The organism is Paenibacillus nasutitermitis (assembly GCF_014641075.1).
Lineage (GTDB): Bacteria > Bacillota > Bacilli > Paenibacillales > Paenibacillaceae > Paenibacillus_Z > Paenibacillus_Z nasutitermitis.
Map to the genome: position 1 here is coordinate 617829 of NZ_BMHP01000001.1, position 15480 is coordinate 633308.

Here is a 15480-nt window from a genome sequence, read left to right on the forward strand (position 1 = left end):
CTCACATAACTAACGGCTTGGTCGACTATTACGCCTACTAATTCTGAAGTTCTTACTTGCGTCCTAAGTGCAATTGAAGCAGCGGTCGAAGGGCATCCGCCCAAATCTGATAGCCGCGCTCCGTCAGATGACAGAAGTCGAACGCAATACGGTGTGAGAGTGTCCCGTCTGTTTCGAGTAAAGCTGGTCCAATATCCACAAAGTTGTACTCCCGATCTTTGGCTATTTGGGCAAAACGCATGTTGATCTTTTCGATCAGTTTCCGACGTGGGTGAATTGGAAATTCTTCGCGGGGGAGTATGGCCATGATGACAATCGTCGCTTGCGGCGCATAGTTGTGTATACGATCACAGATGGCGTGCAGACCTTCGGCAATCTCATCAGGTTCGTTGGCCCGAGCGTTCTTGGTTTCGCTTGTGTTGTTTGTTCCAATCAGTATCACGACAATCTTTGGATTAAGACCTTCCAATTCGCCGTGATCGAGCCGCCAAAGCACATTTTGCGTTCGATCCCAACCGAATCCGAGGTTCAACACTCGATAGGGTGCAAATAAGGAGTGCCAGGCTTCCTTCGATCCGTGAAAGATCCCCGTTTCGGGATCTCCTTCCCAGAAATGCGTGATGGAATCGCCAATGAGTACGACTTCCGGGTCGACGTGATGCTTGACTGACAAAATCTTCTCGTGGCGCGCCCGCCAGTCGTAACCGTTCTCCTCCAGTTCAGGCGTGGGAATGATCGCTGAGTTTGCTAATTCATTGAAACTTGTATGAACCATCGTTCGTTGAGCTCCTTATGATATCGATGTGATTGCGCTTTCGCGGAAGAGTATTTGCAGCTCGGCGCCGCAGTTCTTGAACTAGGTAAGGAAGCGTTTGTGGAACAGCTCTTTACGAATGAGTTTGCCGTCATTCGCGAAGGCGAAGTGTTGATCGTCGAACATTAAAAGCGCTTGGACATATTGGTGCGTTTATATATTTTAGTATATACCTAACAATAGGAGAGTGTAAATTTGAAAAAACCTGTGTTTCTCCCGGCGTGAAACTACTGGACGAAACATCAGTTACTATAATTTTAATCTTTTACTAATATGAATTCTGTATAATACTTCCGAAAGCTGCCATCGCGCGCAGCCAAGGGAGTGGAGCGAATGCACCTACTAATCGTGGAAGACGACAAACATCTTTTAAGAACAATTGTAACCATTCTGAACGACGAGGGATATCGGGCGGAAGGCGTGGAAACGGGAGATGACGGCTGCTATTTGGCGGAAAACGGCGCTTACGATCTGCTAGTGTTGGATATTATGCTGCCGGGCATGAACGGTCTCGATATTATTCGGCAAATCCGGTCGAAAGGCACCTCGACGCCGATTCTGCTGCTGACAGCCAAAGACAGCGTCGACGATCTGGTTAAGGGACTGGATACCGGAGCGGACGATTATTTGACCAAACCATTCGAATTGCGCGAATTGCTGGCGCGAGTGCGGGCTCTTCTCCGAAGACAGGGAGCGATTGACACAGATGGGGATGTCCACTATAAAAGAATTACGCTTCGTCCGAAAATGAGAGAGATACATGTCGATGGCCAGCCGCTCGAGTTGTCCCAGAAAGAATATGAGTTATTCGAATACCTGCTGCTCAATCGCGAGCAGATTTTGCATCGCGATCAAATCTCCGCACGAATATGGGGGATCGAAGCTGAGAACTCGGCGAATATCGTCGATGTGTATATTTATTATTTGCGTAAAAAATTGAAAGCTTACGGCTGCGATTCGATGATTCATACGGTCCGAAATGTCGGTTATATGCTAAAGGAGAAAAACTGATGTTCCGCGCCACGCGAACCCGTCTGTTGTCACTTAACGCCGCAGTATTCTTTATCACACTGACCGTTTTCAGTACCGTTATTTACATGTACATAAGCCTGAATTTGTATAACAAAGTGGATGAATCGCTGGCGGAAAGATCCAGCCAGTTCTTACAACCGTCGGATATGATGAAGCGAAACGTGCAAATCATCGATCCAGCCAGCTTTCTAGTTCTGTGGGACGCGGATGGCAACGCCTTTCCACTGCTCAAGGAAGATGAGTACAATGACAGTGTCATCGGTGTATTGAACAATTATCGAACGGCCACTGATCCAAGGACAATTAGGATCGAAAACCACTATTATCGCGTTCAGATGCTGAAGTTGGATCAGTCCAAGACTGTCTTGTTGCCGACGTCAATATTTCCTGGAGGAAAAACCACAAAAGTCGTTTCCGCGCACGCCGTCATCAATGTGGATTCCGAAGTTCATATGCTGCGAAATCTGATGCAGATCATCGGAATCGGAATCGTTGTCGGCGCGGTGGGCACCGTATTAGCCAGCTTATTTTTGGCGAACCAGGCACTCCGCCCGATTCGCCGTTCGTGGGAACAACAGCAACAATTCGTCGCGGATGCATCACACGAACTTCGGATGCCGATCTCCGTTATTCATGCCAATGCGGAGCACGTGTTTCGCCACCCCGACCGTTCCATTCTTCAGATGAGCGAACCGATCTCCATGGTGCTGAAAGAATCCAAACGGATGAAGAAGCTCGTGGAGCAGCTGCTTACGCTCGCCCGCGCCGATTCCAATCAGACGGAGCTTCTGTTGGCGGAAATTCGTTTGGACAAAGTAGTGTCCGAATCCGCGCAAAAGTTCAACCCGTTCATGGAGCTGAAAAGGATCCGGTTCGATATGACCGTTCAACCGGTGAGTATGATGGGGGACAAGGAGAGACTTCAACAATTGATCGTCATCCTGCTGGACAACAGTTTGAAATATACGCCGGAGGACGGCGAGATCCGCGTCGTCTGCCGAAGGAACAGCCACGATGCCGTACTGATCGTGGAAGATTCGGGAATCGGCATCTCCAAAGCGGATTTACCGCACATTTTTGACCGATTCTACCGCGGCGACCAGACCCGAAACCGCGACGACGGCGGCACAGGCCTCGGCTTGTCGATCGCCAAATGGATTGTGGAAAAACATAGCGGTACGATTAGTGTGCGCAGCAATCAAACGACCGCGGTAACCGTTAAATTGCCATTGCACTCGAAGCTGGGTGGTTAAGCTGCCGACAGCAACCTCCAATGTCAATAAAGAGCTGTCCCAAGTCATTAGACGAATGGGACAGCTCTTTTTTGCTTTAATCGTTTTCTAATATCTCTTTGACATAATTGGATCCAATGACGGAAGGAAAGGAGGGGATCGACATTTTTACACGGCGGCTCGAAAGCGAAGGAATCATCGCAAGTTTGTTCTTGCTGCCAAGCTTGATCGGATTTGTCGTATTTTTCGCCGCTCCGTTTCTAATCGGCTTCTATTATTCATTAATGGACAGTCCGGTTGGCGGTTCATTCGTCGGTCTGGAAAATTATAGGGATTTACTGGGCAACCCCGTATTCCGCAGAGCGGCGGAAAATACATTCCGGTTTACGGCCATTAGCGTGCCGCTTAACATGCTTTTTTCGCTTGGCTTGGCCATGCTGCTCAACCGCAGAATGAGGATGCGCAACTGGTTCCGCATCGCTTATCTGTCGCCGCTCATCGTGCCTGTCGCGTCCGTCGTTCTTGTCTGGAAAGTGCTGTTCGATGACTCGGGGGCGATCAATGGCTGGCTCGCAGCGGCCGGAGGCAGTCCGAAAGATTGGATGGAAAGCGGCTGGGCTATGACGGTTATTATCATCGTCTACCTGTGGAAGAACATCGGGTACAACATGATTTTGTTTCTCGCTGGTTTGCAAAATATTCCCGCCGATTATTACGAAGCGGCGTCCATTGACGGTGCGGGTAAATTCCGGCAATGGACTTCCATCACACTTGTCTATTTGACGCCGACCACTTTTTTCGTGTTCATTATGTCCATCATCAACTCTTTCAAAGTGTTCCGGGAGACGTATCTGATTGCGGGCGAATACCCGCACAACAGCATCTACATGCTGCAACATTACATGAACAACATGTTTAGGTCGCTCGATTATCAGAAATTGACTTCAGCCGCTTTCTTAATGGCATTAGTAATTGTCGTATTGGTGCTGATGCTTTTTATGATCGAGCGCCGAATCACCAAATCTTTAAGTTAATCAGGGAGGTTTGCGGGAGGTGATGCAGACGTTACGCAATATTCGCAGGTGGCCGCTCATGGCACTGCTCATCGGATTGACCGGCTTGTTCCTTTTTCCGATCACGCTGACGATCACCAATTCGTTCATGACAGAATCCGAAATTTCCGTTACGTACGAGGCGATACAAGGGGAGCAAGACCCGTCGGCCGTTATGGAGCATGTGGCGCTGAAGTGGATTCCGCAGCTCGTTACCTTATCACAATACTACTCGGTACTGATCGAGAAACCGCAGTTTCTGTTGCTGTTCTGGAATTCGGTCAAAATCGTTGTTCCGATCATCGCGGGACAGATTGCAGTGGCGTCGATGGCGGCTTACGCATTCACACAGCTTCGCTTTCGGTTTCGGGAGCCGCTGTTCTTCATCTATATCGTAACGATGCTGATGCCCTTTCAAGTGACTCTCGTTCCCAATTATATTGTCGCCGATAAACTCGGTTTGTTGAACAGCTACTTGTCGATTATTTTCCCGGGTATTTTCAGCGCATTCGGCGTCTTCCTGCTCCGGCAGTTCATGATGTTCGTTCCGCGCAGCTACACGGAAGCCGCCCGGGTGGACGGCGCGGGTTACTTGTACATATTCGCGAGAATCGTGCTGCCGATGTGCGGTCCCGGAATCGCGGCGCTGTCCATCCTGGTCTTTATCGACAACTGGAACATGGTGGAACAACCGCTCATTTTTTTGCATGATGCCGCCAATCAGCCTTTATCGGTTTACTTGTCCGTCATCGGCAGCGGCGAGCTCGGCATTGCGTTTGCGGCGTCCGCTTTATATATGATGCCTTTGATCCTGCTCGCACTGTATGCCGAACACTACCTAGTTGAAGGAATACAACTGTCCGGAATCAAAGGCTAAGGAGGAAATGCGAAATAGATGGAAATGACAGTGGCAACGGAAAGACGCTCCGGCAAAAAGGGGGGGAGAAGAGCGATTATCATCTTCGCCGTCACCCTTGTGGGACTTACTTTCTTCTCCAATACGCTGCTGAATATGTCTCTGCCCCAGGTGAGATGGGTGCAGCCTCAGCAGGGCTTACTGAGTCATGAAGTGCGCGGTTCGGGGGTCGTGGAAGCGGCCGAAACGCATTCTCTGTATACGGAGACGGCTTGGCCGGTAGATCAAGCGATGGTGGAAGCCGGGGATCGCGTAAAAAAGGGGGACGAGCTCGTCACCTTCCAAACGAGGGACGCGGAAAACCTGTTGAAAGACCAAGAAGCCCGCTACAGACAGAAGCAATTGAGCCTGGAGGCGCTTCAGGATCGTTATCCGGAAGCTGCGCGCATTGAGGATGAAGAGGCCAAGCGCAGCCTTTCGCGGGAAATCGAAAGCGCGAAGCTGGATCTGCAAATTCAGATGAGGCAAATCGACGATTTAAGGCGGCAGTTGAACGAGTTTGCCGTTCTGAAGTCGCCGGTGGACGGAGTCATAACGAAGCTGGATGCTGTGAAAGGCGCGCCGATTGCCGGCGGAATCGCAGCGGTAACCGTCGCCGATTTGTCGAAGGGATTGACGTTCAAAGCTTCGATCGAGGCAGACATGGCCGGATATATACAGGCGGGGGACCACACGGAAGTTTTTTTCCCGGCGCTCGAGAATGCGCGGATACAAGCGGAAATTATCGAAGTAAGGGATGTTCCCTCCGCCCCGGCGGGAGCCGATGCAGCCGAAAACCGCGAAGAACTGAAAGAAGTCACGTTGTCGCTTCAGGACGAGCGGTTGCAGGGCGGGGAGCGGGGGGAGTTTGCCATCTCCAAAAAGTCTTCCTCTCCCGCCGCATTGCTGCCGGCTGGCGCTGTCCGAGAAGACGAGAACGGAAGTTATGTGTTGGTGCTGCAGGAGAAAAAAGGGACGCTTGGGACCGAATATTACTTGCAAAAAGCGTATGTGGAGGCCGGCGATGCGGACGAGGAATCCGTCGCGATCGCAAGCGGAGTCACCCTGCTCGACAAGGTCGTTGTCTCCAGTAACAAACCGGTGGCTGACGGGGATCGGGTGCTTCAGATGAATGGATGATGGCTGCGGTGGGGAAGGGGGGACGGGATCTGGTTACACGATTGGCAACGCGATTAACGGCAGTCGGAATACTCATTATGCTGCTGTGCAGCCAATGGATATCATCGGTGCAGGGCAGCTGGCAGCAATTGAACGGTGCTGTCGGGACGGACAAATGGATTGTGAACCGGAATGTCGTGTCAGCGGACGGCGGCTTGACATTGGCGGAGTTTGAACGGCTCGGCGAGAGATGGGGCCAGCTGCCGATAACCGCGATCGCGCGTACGACGGAGGCTGCAGATGGAGGGCCTGCTGCTGCTGCGATTGCGGATATTGTGGGAGTGAGCGCAGGATACCAGAACTTTCATCAGCTTCGGATAATGTCGGGATCGTTCTTCGATTCCTCGGCGGCCGAATCGGGCAATCGGGTCGCTGTCATCCAAGCAGATGTCGCCGAACGACTGTTTCGCTCCGGGGATGCTGTGGGCCGTTCGATCGATATCGGGAACACGCCGTTTACAGTAATCGGGGTGTATGACGGATTGGGAACGGTATTGGAGCAAATGTCGGATGACGGTGTACCGGATATTATCGTTCCCGTCAGCGCACTTCTCGCTGCCCGTCCCGACCTGAAGATCCAAACGCTGGAACTCGCAGCGGATCCGGATTCGGCGATCCAGGATGAGCAGGAGATCCATAGCGCCCTGCAGTCGATCGGCCATAGAGCGGAATGGTATGAGATCACCAATATGAAGAGGATCGATGTCGCTCGGTCGCAATGGAGTCTGCTTATGCGGTTTATCAATGGCGGCATTGCCATTCTGCTGTGCATCAAGCTTTTAATGGCGAATATCGGGGCAGCACGAATGTTCTTCAAGGAAAAAACGGCAATAGCAGACTGGACTGATGTTATCCGCTCCGAACGAGCGAAGGTCGCCGTTTTCGGCGCAGCAATTGTAGGTTGGGGGGCCTGTATAGCCGCTGTTTGGTTGATCGTCAGGTTTGGCTTCCAGATCCCGCCCGATTGGCTGCCGGATCAACTCATCGATTTCCGCTTTTACACGGATAAGATCAAGTCGCTTTGGCAGGCACGGGTCGAGCAATACGGATATGTACCGTCATCCGGTGAATTACTGGGAGCGGCGGCCGGTCGTTTCGTGTCACTTTTGTTTCTCGCCGGAATGCTGCTCGGATTGCCGTCGTTTCTTATCGGCTTACGGCTGGCGGCTCTTCATCCATCACCGCCGGCGGCAATCATGGAACGCTTGGCGCTGCTGATTGCGGTGGCGACGGCGCTTTCGTTCGCAGTGATCCGGATGTCGGGAATGGACTATACCGTCGGGTGGACGGATATTGCGGTAATCGCCGCCCTGTTCCTATCAGCTCATCATCAATTTCAATTGAAAAAGGAGAGATTTGCGAATGTTCACCAGGAGAGTTAGACCCCTGCTTTTAGCCTTTGTCATGGTGTCGGTTCTCGTATTAACCGCTTGCTCCGGAAAAACGGAGAGTCCAGCCGGCACGAGCACTGGCAGCGGCGGCACGGCTGAGCCTGTAAACAACGGGGAGCAAGTTACGCTGACGATGTCCGTCAAACAATCCAGCCGATTGTTGGAGCTGGCGAAACAGCAGTATGAAGCCGCCAATCCGAACGTAACGATCGAGATCAAGGAATATTCGGCTGCGCCTACCATGAACGGCAAAACGGTGATCGGCGGAAAGCCCGATCCCCAAGACGACGAGAAGTTCGTCAATTCGATCAATGCGGAATTGATGGGAGGGAACGCGGCGGATATAATCGCCATGGACGGCAGCTTGCCATATCAGAAATATGCCGACAAAAAGCTGTTCGAAGATTTGAAAGGATTTATGAAAGAACAAAAAGGCTTCGACCCAAACCAATATTATAATAATCTATTCAAGGCGATGGAGTACAATGGTGGATTGTATACGATCCCGATTCGGGTCCAATTGAACTTCCTCGTGGGCAACTCGTCCGTTATCGCGGGGACGAACATCGACGACTCTACGTGGACATGGAACGACTTCAAGACGGCGGCGGAGGAGATTACGGGGGCAGGCGAGTATGCGTTCGTCAACATGCCGCCCGACAAGCTGCTCAACCGGATACTGGAAAGCAGCTTCGGCAAGCTGCTCGATATGCAGAACAAAACGATCGATACTCAAGCCATTATCGATCTGCTCAACCTGGAAAAGTCGTTCTACGAAGATCATCTGGTGACGGGAGATCGTGTTGACGCGAATTTGGGCATTTTCCAGACCTTCGGAGTCAGCCAGTATGACGAGCGAATTTTGTTTATGCTCACGCAGATGGCGTATGAGGGCCAGGCGCATTACTATAAGCTGCCCAGCGAGAATGAAACGCGCGGCGCCTCGTTCCGTTCCGATTTGCAGATGGCTGTCAACAGCAAGTCCGAACATAAAGAAGCAGCTTGGGATTTCATTTTGTATCTGTTGTCTGAGGAAGTGCAGTCGTCCCGCGATCTGATGGGATTTTCCGTCAATAAAAATGCCGAGCAAAAAAGATTGGATCAACTTGGCGCAGGTGGAGCGGGAGGTGCTACGGTGGATGGTCAGGTCGTATCGATGCAGGCGCCGGCTCCTGAAAACGTTGAGAAGATAAAGGGTTATCTGGAAAATGCGGCTTTTTATGCCGAAGGCGATCTGAGAATCCGCAATATCGTTCTGGAAGAATCGATGTCTTTCTTCAGTGGACAGAAAACCGCGGAAGAAGTGGCCAAGATCGTGAAAGGAAAAGTAGAGACGTATTTGCAAGAATAGAAGAACGGTAAGCCCTTGGGAAAACGAACAAAAATACATTGACGAGAATGTATCGTTGGCATGCGGAAGCCAGGTTAGTTTAACTTGGCTTCCGCCTTTTTTGTAGATCGGATTTTCATGGGATCGTGAACGGGTTAAGCATAGTATTCACCCGAATTTTATTATTTAAGGCGCTGGGTCAATGCCCAGAATAGAAGAGCCGAAGCGCTGACGATTGCACCTAACACGCACACTCCATTCCAGCCTGAGTAAGCATAGATACGGGTAGATGCGATTGACCCGGTGGCGCTACCAATGGAGTAGAAAACCATGTAACCGGCAGTAAGCCTACTACGTGCCTCAGGGCGCAAAGTAAGGATCATGCTCATATTGGTGACATGTACGGCTTGTACTGCCAGGTCAAGAAGGACAATACCGACGATTAATGCGAGAAGCGAATGTTGAGTATAACTTATTGGCAACCATGATATAAGCAACAGAATCAGTGCCACGCCCGTGGTTCTTTGTCCGAAACCTCGATCGGCAAGACGACCTGCACGCGCCGCGGCTAACGCACCGGCAACTCCAGCGAGGCCAAAAGCTCCAATCGCAGTATGTGAAAGAGAAAGCGGCGGTGCGCTGAGAGGCAGCACTAGAGGAGTCCATAATATACTGAAAGCGGTAAAAATCATCAGACATAGTATAGCTCGGACTCGCAGGATTCGTTCTTGCGCGAACAGCCTGAGCAGCGAACGAAGTAGCTGTAAGTAGGATAATGATTCTCTTTTGTGCTCGGAATGCGGCAGCACCCTAAACAATACACATGCCGCGATTAGAGTTAATACCGCAGAGACAAGGTAGACAGAACGCCAACCGGCTAAATCCATTAATATGCCGGCAAAAGTTCGCGCCAGTAGAATACCCATTACGACTCCGCTTGTCACTACACCCACGGTACGCCCTCGTTCGGCTGGGGCAGCCAAAGTTGCCGCGAACGCAACGAGCGTCTGTGTCACTACGGCAAGCAATCCAACCGAGGCTATGCCGATGAATAACACCATGCTGGTGGGAGAGGTACCAACCGCAATCAGAGCCAACACGGATACTAACATCTGTCCAGTGATCAGCCAACGTCGATTGAATAAATCGCCTAGGGGCACTAGCAATAGCAGTCCAAGTGCGTAACAAACTTGAGTGATTGTAATAACAATGCCGACGGATGAATGAGTAATACCGAACTCGTTTGAAATAGCGTCCAGCAAGGGTTGCGCGTAATAGATGTTGGCGACTGCCAGTCCGCAAGCAATCGCAAATAAGAGTGTAACATTGCGGGACATTAAAGAAGCGGGCGCTGATTCTGATGCTATATGCATCTCTTGAGCTGGTTCAACGTGTTTGCCTGTATAATCCACGGTAATGACTTTCGGTTCCTCAACAAACTTCCCCAAAGAAAACGCCTCCTTAAATTTTTGTTTATCAGATTTACTAAATAAAATACCGATTGGTATGAAATGTTGCCTGATAAATATAACGCTAAAAAAAGATAACTGTCAAGAGATTCCTGTAGAGGATAACTGAGATGGGGCGAGAACTCTTTCAATTCTGCTATTATAAGAGATCTAAGAGCTGTAAAAGCTTAATATTATTGACAGGATACTCTTCACATAATAAAATTATAATATACCGTTCGATATGAAAAGAAAGGGGGGATTGCTATGGCTCGGCCACGCGAATTTGATGAGGAAAAGGCATTGGATACAGCTATGAAACTATTTTGGGAAAAAGGGTTCGAAGCTACTTCTTTAAGCGACTTGACATCAAGAATGGGCATTCAACGTCCAAGCATATACTCCACCTTTGGAGACAAAAAAGGTTTATTTGAAGCTGCGTTGCGAAAATATACGAGTTCCCATGCTGCCTATGTTCGCGCCAATTTTCAAAACAATTCTTCTGTTAAAGAGGCATTCCGTGCTTTTTTTGAAAATATGGTGGCAAAAGAAAATGAAAAAAGTCCGAACTGGGGGTGCTTTTGCATTAATTCGATGGTGGAACTTGCTCCTCATGATGAGAAATTTGAAATCCTAACAAGAGAACATCAGATGTATCTCTCGGTAATATTCCAAGAAGCGATTGAACGAGGTTTGCGCTCAGGTGAGCTTGATAGCGGTATTAACGCAAAGGGTTTAGCGCAGACACTAGTCATATCGTTAATAGGACTTACTGTGTTCATGAAATCCCGTCCTGAACGAGTATTTGTTGATAACTTTGTAAAAGAGATACTTACATTAATGAAGTAGAGTCGAAAAAATAGGTTGATGCCATCAGCGGAAGTTATTAATCATCATCACAATTTTGCAAACTGAACGGCATTTGGGAAACATGGTCGAGGCTATTGCTCCTCAAGGAAAAATTTGCTCCATTGTTGAAACAACACGCTTGTACTTTCCATGGCCACATGGTTTCAGCGGTAATCTTAAATCAAGTCGATCATTTCTAGCAGAAAGACAGTATGAGTGCGAAACGTCTTAATCTCCTTTCCTTCTGGTGTAACGATACAGGCAGTGATGGACTCTAGTGAACATCGAGACCGCATGCTCGTTCAATCAGTACTTCCACCTGGCCCACCTTTCTACGGCAAATGAGGACTGGTGCAACTTAGCATAATTAGAAATAAATGAGGTGATATGGATGCATACGATCCGGAACATGTTTAAGCAGTTGCATTGGGCAAACGAACGGATTCTCGAGCATCTGCTTACACAAGCCGATAACAAACAGGCGATGCGGTTATTTGCCCACATTTTACATTCCGAGAAAACATGGTTTACTCGATTGTCGGGGAGAGACAGCTCGCATATTCCTTTATGGCCAGATGCTGATCTATCGGATTGTAGCCGATTGGTCGATGAAAACAATGCAAACTTTTCAGCGTATCTCTCTTATTGAGACGAACGGAAATTTGGAGGATGTCGTCGCATATAAGAATCAAACCGGGGCATCCTACGCCACGTCTGTTCGTGACATATTGACACATCTAGCGCTGCATGGACAATATCATCGCGGCCAAATTAACACAATACTTCGTTCCGCCGGCGGCGAGCCCGTCAACGTCGATTACATCACCTATATAAGAGAGCTTTCATAGCCCTCTTTCGAAAATAATATGAATGGCAACTTTTAGCTAGAGAGTTACAGGCAACGTATCGTCGTGGAGCAGGCTATGCGGGCCGCTGGAGTTGGGCCTCGACGTGATAGCAGATACGGTCAATCCCATCCAACTAACGCGCCAAGCTTGGCGCAAAGTGGCAGAATCTCTTGAAACTCTATTTGTGGATCGAATTTGTCTGCTCTGACGAACGATCGTGAACACAGGCATCGAATCGAAACGCGTGTAGCCGATACTCCCGGATTTGTTCTACCCTTAAGGGAGCAGATTAGGAACCGACCGCTAAAAGCATGTCAACATTAACACGCAAAAAGGGGTCGCTTTGTGTGATATATATAAAAGCAGATATGCCAAATAACCCTCCAATGTTAGTCGATTGAAAGGTTATTCCAAGGGGAATTATGGTGTTCTGTGAGGTCCTTAACCCACAGGTGAAAGCTAGTATCAGGGCATAACACAGCTGTCTGGAACCACGCTTCTTCAGCAAGAGCATCTATGATTTGTTCCAGCTCTCTGCAAGATGCTCTTGGTACTGAAGAATCACGGTGATGAGAACCTTCAAATTAATTAAATGACTTGAGTGCATAGTTTGCTGAAAAGGATTTTGCTTGGCGGCCATCAGCAGTTTCTGCGCTCTTTCTTGTACCCAACTGTCTGAGCGACCTCGTCTCGAGTATAGCAGGGACAAGATCTTGTCATGCAACAAGTCCTCGTCAGCCCGCAGCACAGAGTTGGAGATAAGGAATTCAAGCAGTAGCTTCGTATTGCCGTGTAAGGTGCCCATGCAAATGTCCCGGAGGCGTACTAGTGTATCGTGAATAGTGACCATTACCGGATCGTCCGGAAGTTCATCTTTGAGCAAGCCGTTCTCCCTAAGCCACTGCAGCAAGTGATTCGGCTCTTCAAGAACATCAACTTTTTGATTTTCTTGCATCAAGATTGTATTCGCCAGATTGACCCATATACTGTACCACCAAGTGTAAATATCATCTGTTCCATGAATGGTTCTCCCTTTTATCGGGTTTTGCATGCTGCCGACAACGAGTTACAGTGTTATTGTTTCCATAGTTTTTATCAACCTGATGTTCACTTTACCTCCCGAAGCCGCCGCCAAGCGGGTGGCAATATTGGGTGTTTCGTTATAGATAGGCGGATAATTCATCGTTTCATAGTGGATGGGTACAAGTGTTGTGGCACCAAGAACTGCGGTTGCCGCGACGGCCTGCTCTGGCGTTAAGCAGATGGGTTGTCCGCTAGGAATCATCCCCGGAAGCTCAAGCACTGCACCGTTGACCGGTAAGAACGCCGCATCGAACGGTCCGTAGTGTTGAGCAATATTCCACCAATAACCGTGCCAGAGTGTATCCCCGCAATGAATAACCTTATGTCCGGCTCCTTCTACTACCCAAGCAACTTGCATGTCGCCGAGACCATCTACGGATGGCAACGCAGTCACCCTTACATCCCCACCAAGCTCGAATGATGAGCCTACTGTAACGCCGTTTACGTTCGTCAACCCAACAGCCCGAGTCGCATCTTCCATTCCGGCCGGCAAGTAGACCGGGATCGCAGACCCGTAAGCCTCAATAATCGCAACTGGATCGAAATGATCCTCATGTAGATGTGTAATCAATACGGCATCTGCTTTACCGAAAGAGCCGAGCGGATACATGGGCTCACGAGCGCCCCCAAACTCCTCGAGAATGCGAGTAATTGGATCGACGAGAATCGTTATGTCTCCCGTTTCGATTCGGATACCTGCCCAAGGCAATTTTTGAATGTTCATTTCCATCACCCTCCTGTTTTATAACCTGACTAAAATGGTTTCATTGGTTATAGGGATATCATACCATTTTTATATAACCTATAAAATATATTTTTGATGGTTATATTAGAGGTTACACGGGATGGCAACAGCCAAATACCGGGGGCTATTTGGCATGCGAACATAGGCCTACCTCACCACGTATGTTATAAATGTGAAACGGATGGTGAAACTAATAAGCGAAAGCAGCCCGCCCTCAGATGAGGAACGAGCTGCTTTTTGAGTTTTCACGATTACATTTCCAATTTAATGCTCAATTTTATTCAAAAACAAGACTTTTGCAGGGCTCTCTAAGTAGGTTTATATTGCTATCGAAATGGAGTGTCGGCGCACTCCCGGTAAATGTCTGCAATTGTGGTTTGCGCAAGCATAGCCTCTAGTGCTTGCTCCGCATTCCTATAAGCTGCTTTCTGTATTGAACAGAAGGGCAGCTTGTTTAATATGCGCCATTTGCGACTGCACATCCTGCAAACCGAATTGCCGAATATCAAGGCGATCGGTAACTGCATATACACCGCTTGAATTCTCCATAGGTTAACCTCTCTTTTCGAATGGTTCTCAAACTGTTCTGGATTTGAAAAAATCAATGAGCCATTCCGACAATTGCTGCTGTGCTTTGCTGATGAATCGGTCAGCATAATACGTCAACTCCAGGTGACGAACGGGAGCAGGCTCAGAGATAGGAATCGATACGATATCGGACCATTCCGGATGTTGTTTTAACAAATCTCTCGGTTGTATGGTCGCACCGATGCCGGCCGCAACCAACTGTAATAGGGAGGATGCGGAGCCAACCTCCATGACCGTCGTCAATTCAAAGCCTTGTTCTCGGCAAACGTCATCCACCAAATCTCTGCCCAAATAACCTTTCGGGTACATCACCAGAGCATGCTGTGTCAGTTCTTCGAGCGTAATCTCGCGCCTCTTCGCCAGTTCACTTGCTGAGTGAACAAACAATTCGTAAGGCTCGCTTCCCAGCGGAATCTGAACCAGACGTTTATCCGAAGGACCACAAAGTCCGATTCCGAGATCCACTTTATGGGCAAGCACTTCTTCCCGGACAAAGATCGTCGAGAATGCCTGCAGCCTGGTTTCGGGATAAAGGGTCTTGAATTCGACGAAGAGCGGAACAAGCTGGAAATCGAGATCGGAGGGCAATACTCCAAGCCGGACGGTTCCACGCTTTTCGGATAATAGCTCTTTAATGGCATTCTTCGCATCCATTTCAGCCTGAAGCATTTTCATGCCGTATTGATGGAGCAGCCTGCCAGCCTCGGTTGCAACTACTTTTTTACCGATCCGGTCGAAAAGCGGCATGCCCACTTCGGCCTCAAGCAAACGAATCTGCTGACTCAGCGTAGGCTGTGAAATCCCCAGAAGCTCTGCAGCTTTCGTGAAATGAAGATGCTCGAAGACAGCCATAAAATACGTTATATTTCGAGTATCCATCTTTTTCCCCTTCATGAACAATAGTATTTTACTATTATAATAATACGAATTATTGGATTGATCAATGAATCATACAGATTTATACTCATAGTGACTTCAACAAGAATGGGGAGGA

The 15480-nt window shown here is 49.0% G+C and carries 15 protein-coding genes and 1 pseudogene; 9 read left to right on the forward strand and 7 right to left on the reverse strand.

Annotation, left to right across the window (positions count from 1 at the left end; all coding sequences use genetic code 11):
• Window positions 1-52: 52 nt before the first annotated feature.
• Window positions 53-775: a GDSL-type esterase/lipase family protein gene (locus IEY46_RS02590; RefSeq protein WP_188988838.1), complete on the reverse strand. Its 723-nt coding sequence runs from the start codon at window positions 773-775 to the stop codon at window positions 53-55.
• Between the two features lie 372 nt (window positions 776-1147).
• On the opposite strand from IEY46_RS02590, the gene IEY46_RS02595 reads away from it, so the two are divergent.
• From IEY46_RS02595 to IEY46_RS02625, 7 genes are all read left to right on the forward strand, one after another.
• The gene (locus tag IEY46_RS02595) at window positions 1148-1825 is read left to right on the forward strand and encodes a response regulator transcription factor (protein WP_188988840.1); all 678 of its coding nucleotides are present in this window, start codon (window positions 1148-1150) and stop codon (window positions 1823-1825) included.
• The gene (locus tag IEY46_RS02600) at window positions 1825-3099 is read left to right on the forward strand and encodes a sensor histidine kinase (RefSeq protein WP_188988842.1); all 1275 of its coding nucleotides are present in this window, start codon (window positions 1825-1827) and stop codon (window positions 3097-3099) included. Before IEY46_RS02595 ends, IEY46_RS02600 begins: the two co-directional genes overlap by 1 nt.
• Before the next feature lie 116 nt (window positions 3100-3215).
• The gene (locus tag IEY46_RS02605; protein ID WP_188988844.1) at window positions 3216-4112 is read left to right on the forward strand and encodes a carbohydrate ABC transporter permease; all 897 of its coding nucleotides are present in this window, start codon (window positions 3216-3218) and stop codon (window positions 4110-4112) included.
• A 22-nt stretch (window positions 4113-4134) separates the two neighbouring features.
• The gene (locus tag IEY46_RS02610) at window positions 4135-5007 is read left to right on the forward strand and encodes a carbohydrate ABC transporter permease (protein WP_188991627.1); all 873 of its coding nucleotides are present in this window, start codon (window positions 4135-4137) and stop codon (window positions 5005-5007) included.
• 18 nt (window positions 5008-5025) lie between these two features.
• Window positions 5026-6165, forward strand: coding sequence for an efflux RND transporter periplasmic adaptor subunit (locus IEY46_RS02615; protein ID WP_188988846.1), 1140 nt, complete (start codon window positions 5026-5028; stop codon window positions 6163-6165).
• Between the two features lie 8 nt (window positions 6166-6173).
• Window positions 6174-7586, forward strand: a complete 1413-nt coding sequence (locus IEY46_RS02620) for an ABC transporter permease (protein ID WP_229750018.1) — start codon at window positions 6174-6176, stop codon at window positions 7584-7586.
• Complete coding sequence (locus tag IEY46_RS02625; protein ID WP_188988850.1) at window positions 7567-8946, forward strand: ABC transporter substrate-binding protein; 1380 nt, start codon at window positions 7567-7569, stop codon at window positions 8944-8946. Before IEY46_RS02620 ends, IEY46_RS02625 begins: the two co-directional genes overlap by 20 nt.
• Before the next feature lie 161 nt (window positions 8947-9107).
• Here the strand turns inward: IEY46_RS02625 and IEY46_RS02630 are convergent, their stop codons facing one another.
• Window positions 9108-10298 (reverse strand): MFS transporter, encoded by a 1191-nt coding sequence (locus IEY46_RS02630; protein WP_188991629.1) that lies wholly within the window; start codon window positions 10296-10298, stop codon window positions 9108-9110.
• 342 nt (window positions 10299-10640) lie between these two features.
• Between IEY46_RS02630 and IEY46_RS02635 the strand changes: the two genes are divergently transcribed.
• On the forward strand, window positions 10641-11222 hold the full coding sequence (locus IEY46_RS02635) for a TetR/AcrR family transcriptional regulator (protein ID WP_188988852.1): 582 nt from the start codon (window positions 10641-10643) through the stop codon (window positions 11220-11222).
• A 179-nt stretch (window positions 11223-11401) separates the two neighbouring features.
• Here the strand turns inward: IEY46_RS02635 and IEY46_RS37195 are convergent.
• Window positions 11402-11541 (reverse strand): annotated as a pseudogene (locus tag IEY46_RS37195) (IS110 family RNA-guided transposase); the annotation flags it as partial.
• Between the two features lie 175 nt (window positions 11542-11716).
• On the opposite strand from IEY46_RS37195, the gene IEY46_RS02640 reads away from it, so the two are divergent.
• The gene (locus IEY46_RS02640; protein ID WP_229750019.1) at window positions 11717-12070 is read left to right on the forward strand and encodes a DinB family protein; all 354 of its coding nucleotides are present in this window, start codon (window positions 11717-11719) and stop codon (window positions 12068-12070) included.
• Between the two features lie 514 nt (window positions 12071-12584).
• Here IEY46_RS02640 and IEY46_RS02645 read toward each other — a convergent pair.
• The 4 genes from IEY46_RS02645 to IEY46_RS02655 form a co-directional block, all read right to left on the reverse strand.
• Window positions 12585-13121: an ABATE domain-containing protein gene (locus tag IEY46_RS02645; RefSeq protein WP_188988856.1), complete on the reverse strand. Its 537-nt coding sequence runs from the start codon at window positions 13119-13121 to the stop codon at window positions 12585-12587.
• A gap of 15 nt (window positions 13122-13136) precedes the next feature.
• Window positions 13137-13877: an MBL fold metallo-hydrolase gene (locus IEY46_RS02650; protein WP_188988858.1), complete on the reverse strand. Its 741-nt coding sequence runs from the start codon at window positions 13875-13877 to the stop codon at window positions 13137-13139.
• A gap of 435 nt (window positions 13878-14312) precedes the next feature.
• A complete protein-coding gene (locus IEY46_RS36725) occupies window positions 14313-14447 on the reverse strand; it encodes a hypothetical protein (RefSeq protein WP_268239478.1) in 135 nt (44 codons plus the stop codon).
• 27 nt (window positions 14448-14474) lie between these two features.
• Window positions 14475-15380, reverse strand: coding sequence for a LysR family transcriptional regulator (locus IEY46_RS02655; RefSeq protein ID WP_188988860.1), 906 nt, complete (start codon window positions 15378-15380; stop codon window positions 14475-14477).
• Window positions 15381-15480: the final 100 nt, after the last annotated feature.

Excerpts from the sequence above, each read along its gene's own strand:
- IEY46_RS02630 (WP_188991629.1), bottom strand. The coding sequence starts at position 10,298 with ATGCATATAGCATCAGAATCAGCGCCCGCTTCTTTAATGTCCCGCAAT.
- IEY46_RS02625 (WP_188988850.1), top strand. The coding sequence starts at position 7,567 with ATGTTCACCAGGAGAGTTAGACCCCTGCTTTTAGCCTTTGTCATGGTG.
- IEY46_RS02610 (WP_188991627.1), top strand. The coding sequence starts at position 4,135 with ATGCAGACGTTACGCAATATTCGCAGGTGGCCGCTCATGGCACTGCTC.
- IEY46_RS02595 (WP_188988840.1), top strand. The coding sequence starts at position 1,148 with ATGCACCTACTAATCGTGGAAGACGACAAACATCTTTTAAGAACAATT.
- IEY46_RS02615 (WP_188988846.1), top strand. The coding sequence starts at position 5,026 with ATGGAAATGACAGTGGCAACGGAAAGACGCTCCGGCAAAAAGGGGGGG.
- IEY46_RS02605 (WP_188988844.1), top strand. The coding sequence starts at position 3,216 with ATGACGGAAGGAAAGGAGGGGATCGACATTTTTACACGGCGGCTCGAA.
- IEY46_RS02655 (WP_188988860.1), bottom strand. The coding sequence starts at position 15,380 with ATGAAGGGGAAAAAGATGGATACTCGAAATATAACGTATTTTATGGCT.
- IEY46_RS02635 (WP_188988852.1), top strand. The coding sequence starts at position 10,641 with ATGGCTCGGCCACGCGAATTTGATGAGGAAAAGGCATTGGATACAGCT.
- IEY46_RS02650 (WP_188988858.1), bottom strand. The coding sequence starts at position 13,877 with ATGAACATTCAAAAATTGCCTTGGGCAGGTATCCGAATCGAAACGGGA.
- IEY46_RS02590 (WP_188988838.1), bottom strand. The coding sequence starts at position 775 with ATGGTTCATACAAGTTTCAATGAATTAGCAAACTCAGCGATCATTCCC.
- IEY46_RS02645 (WP_188988856.1), bottom strand. The coding sequence starts at position 13,121 with ATGCAAAACCCGATAAAAGGGAGAACCATTCATGGAACAGATGATATT.
- IEY46_RS02600 (WP_188988842.1), top strand. The coding sequence starts at position 1,825 with ATGTTCCGCGCCACGCGAACCCGTCTGTTGTCACTTAACGCCGCAGTA.
- IEY46_RS36725 (WP_268239478.1), bottom strand. The coding sequence starts at position 14,447 with ATGGAGAATTCAAGCGGTGTATATGCAGTTACCGATCGCCTTGATATT.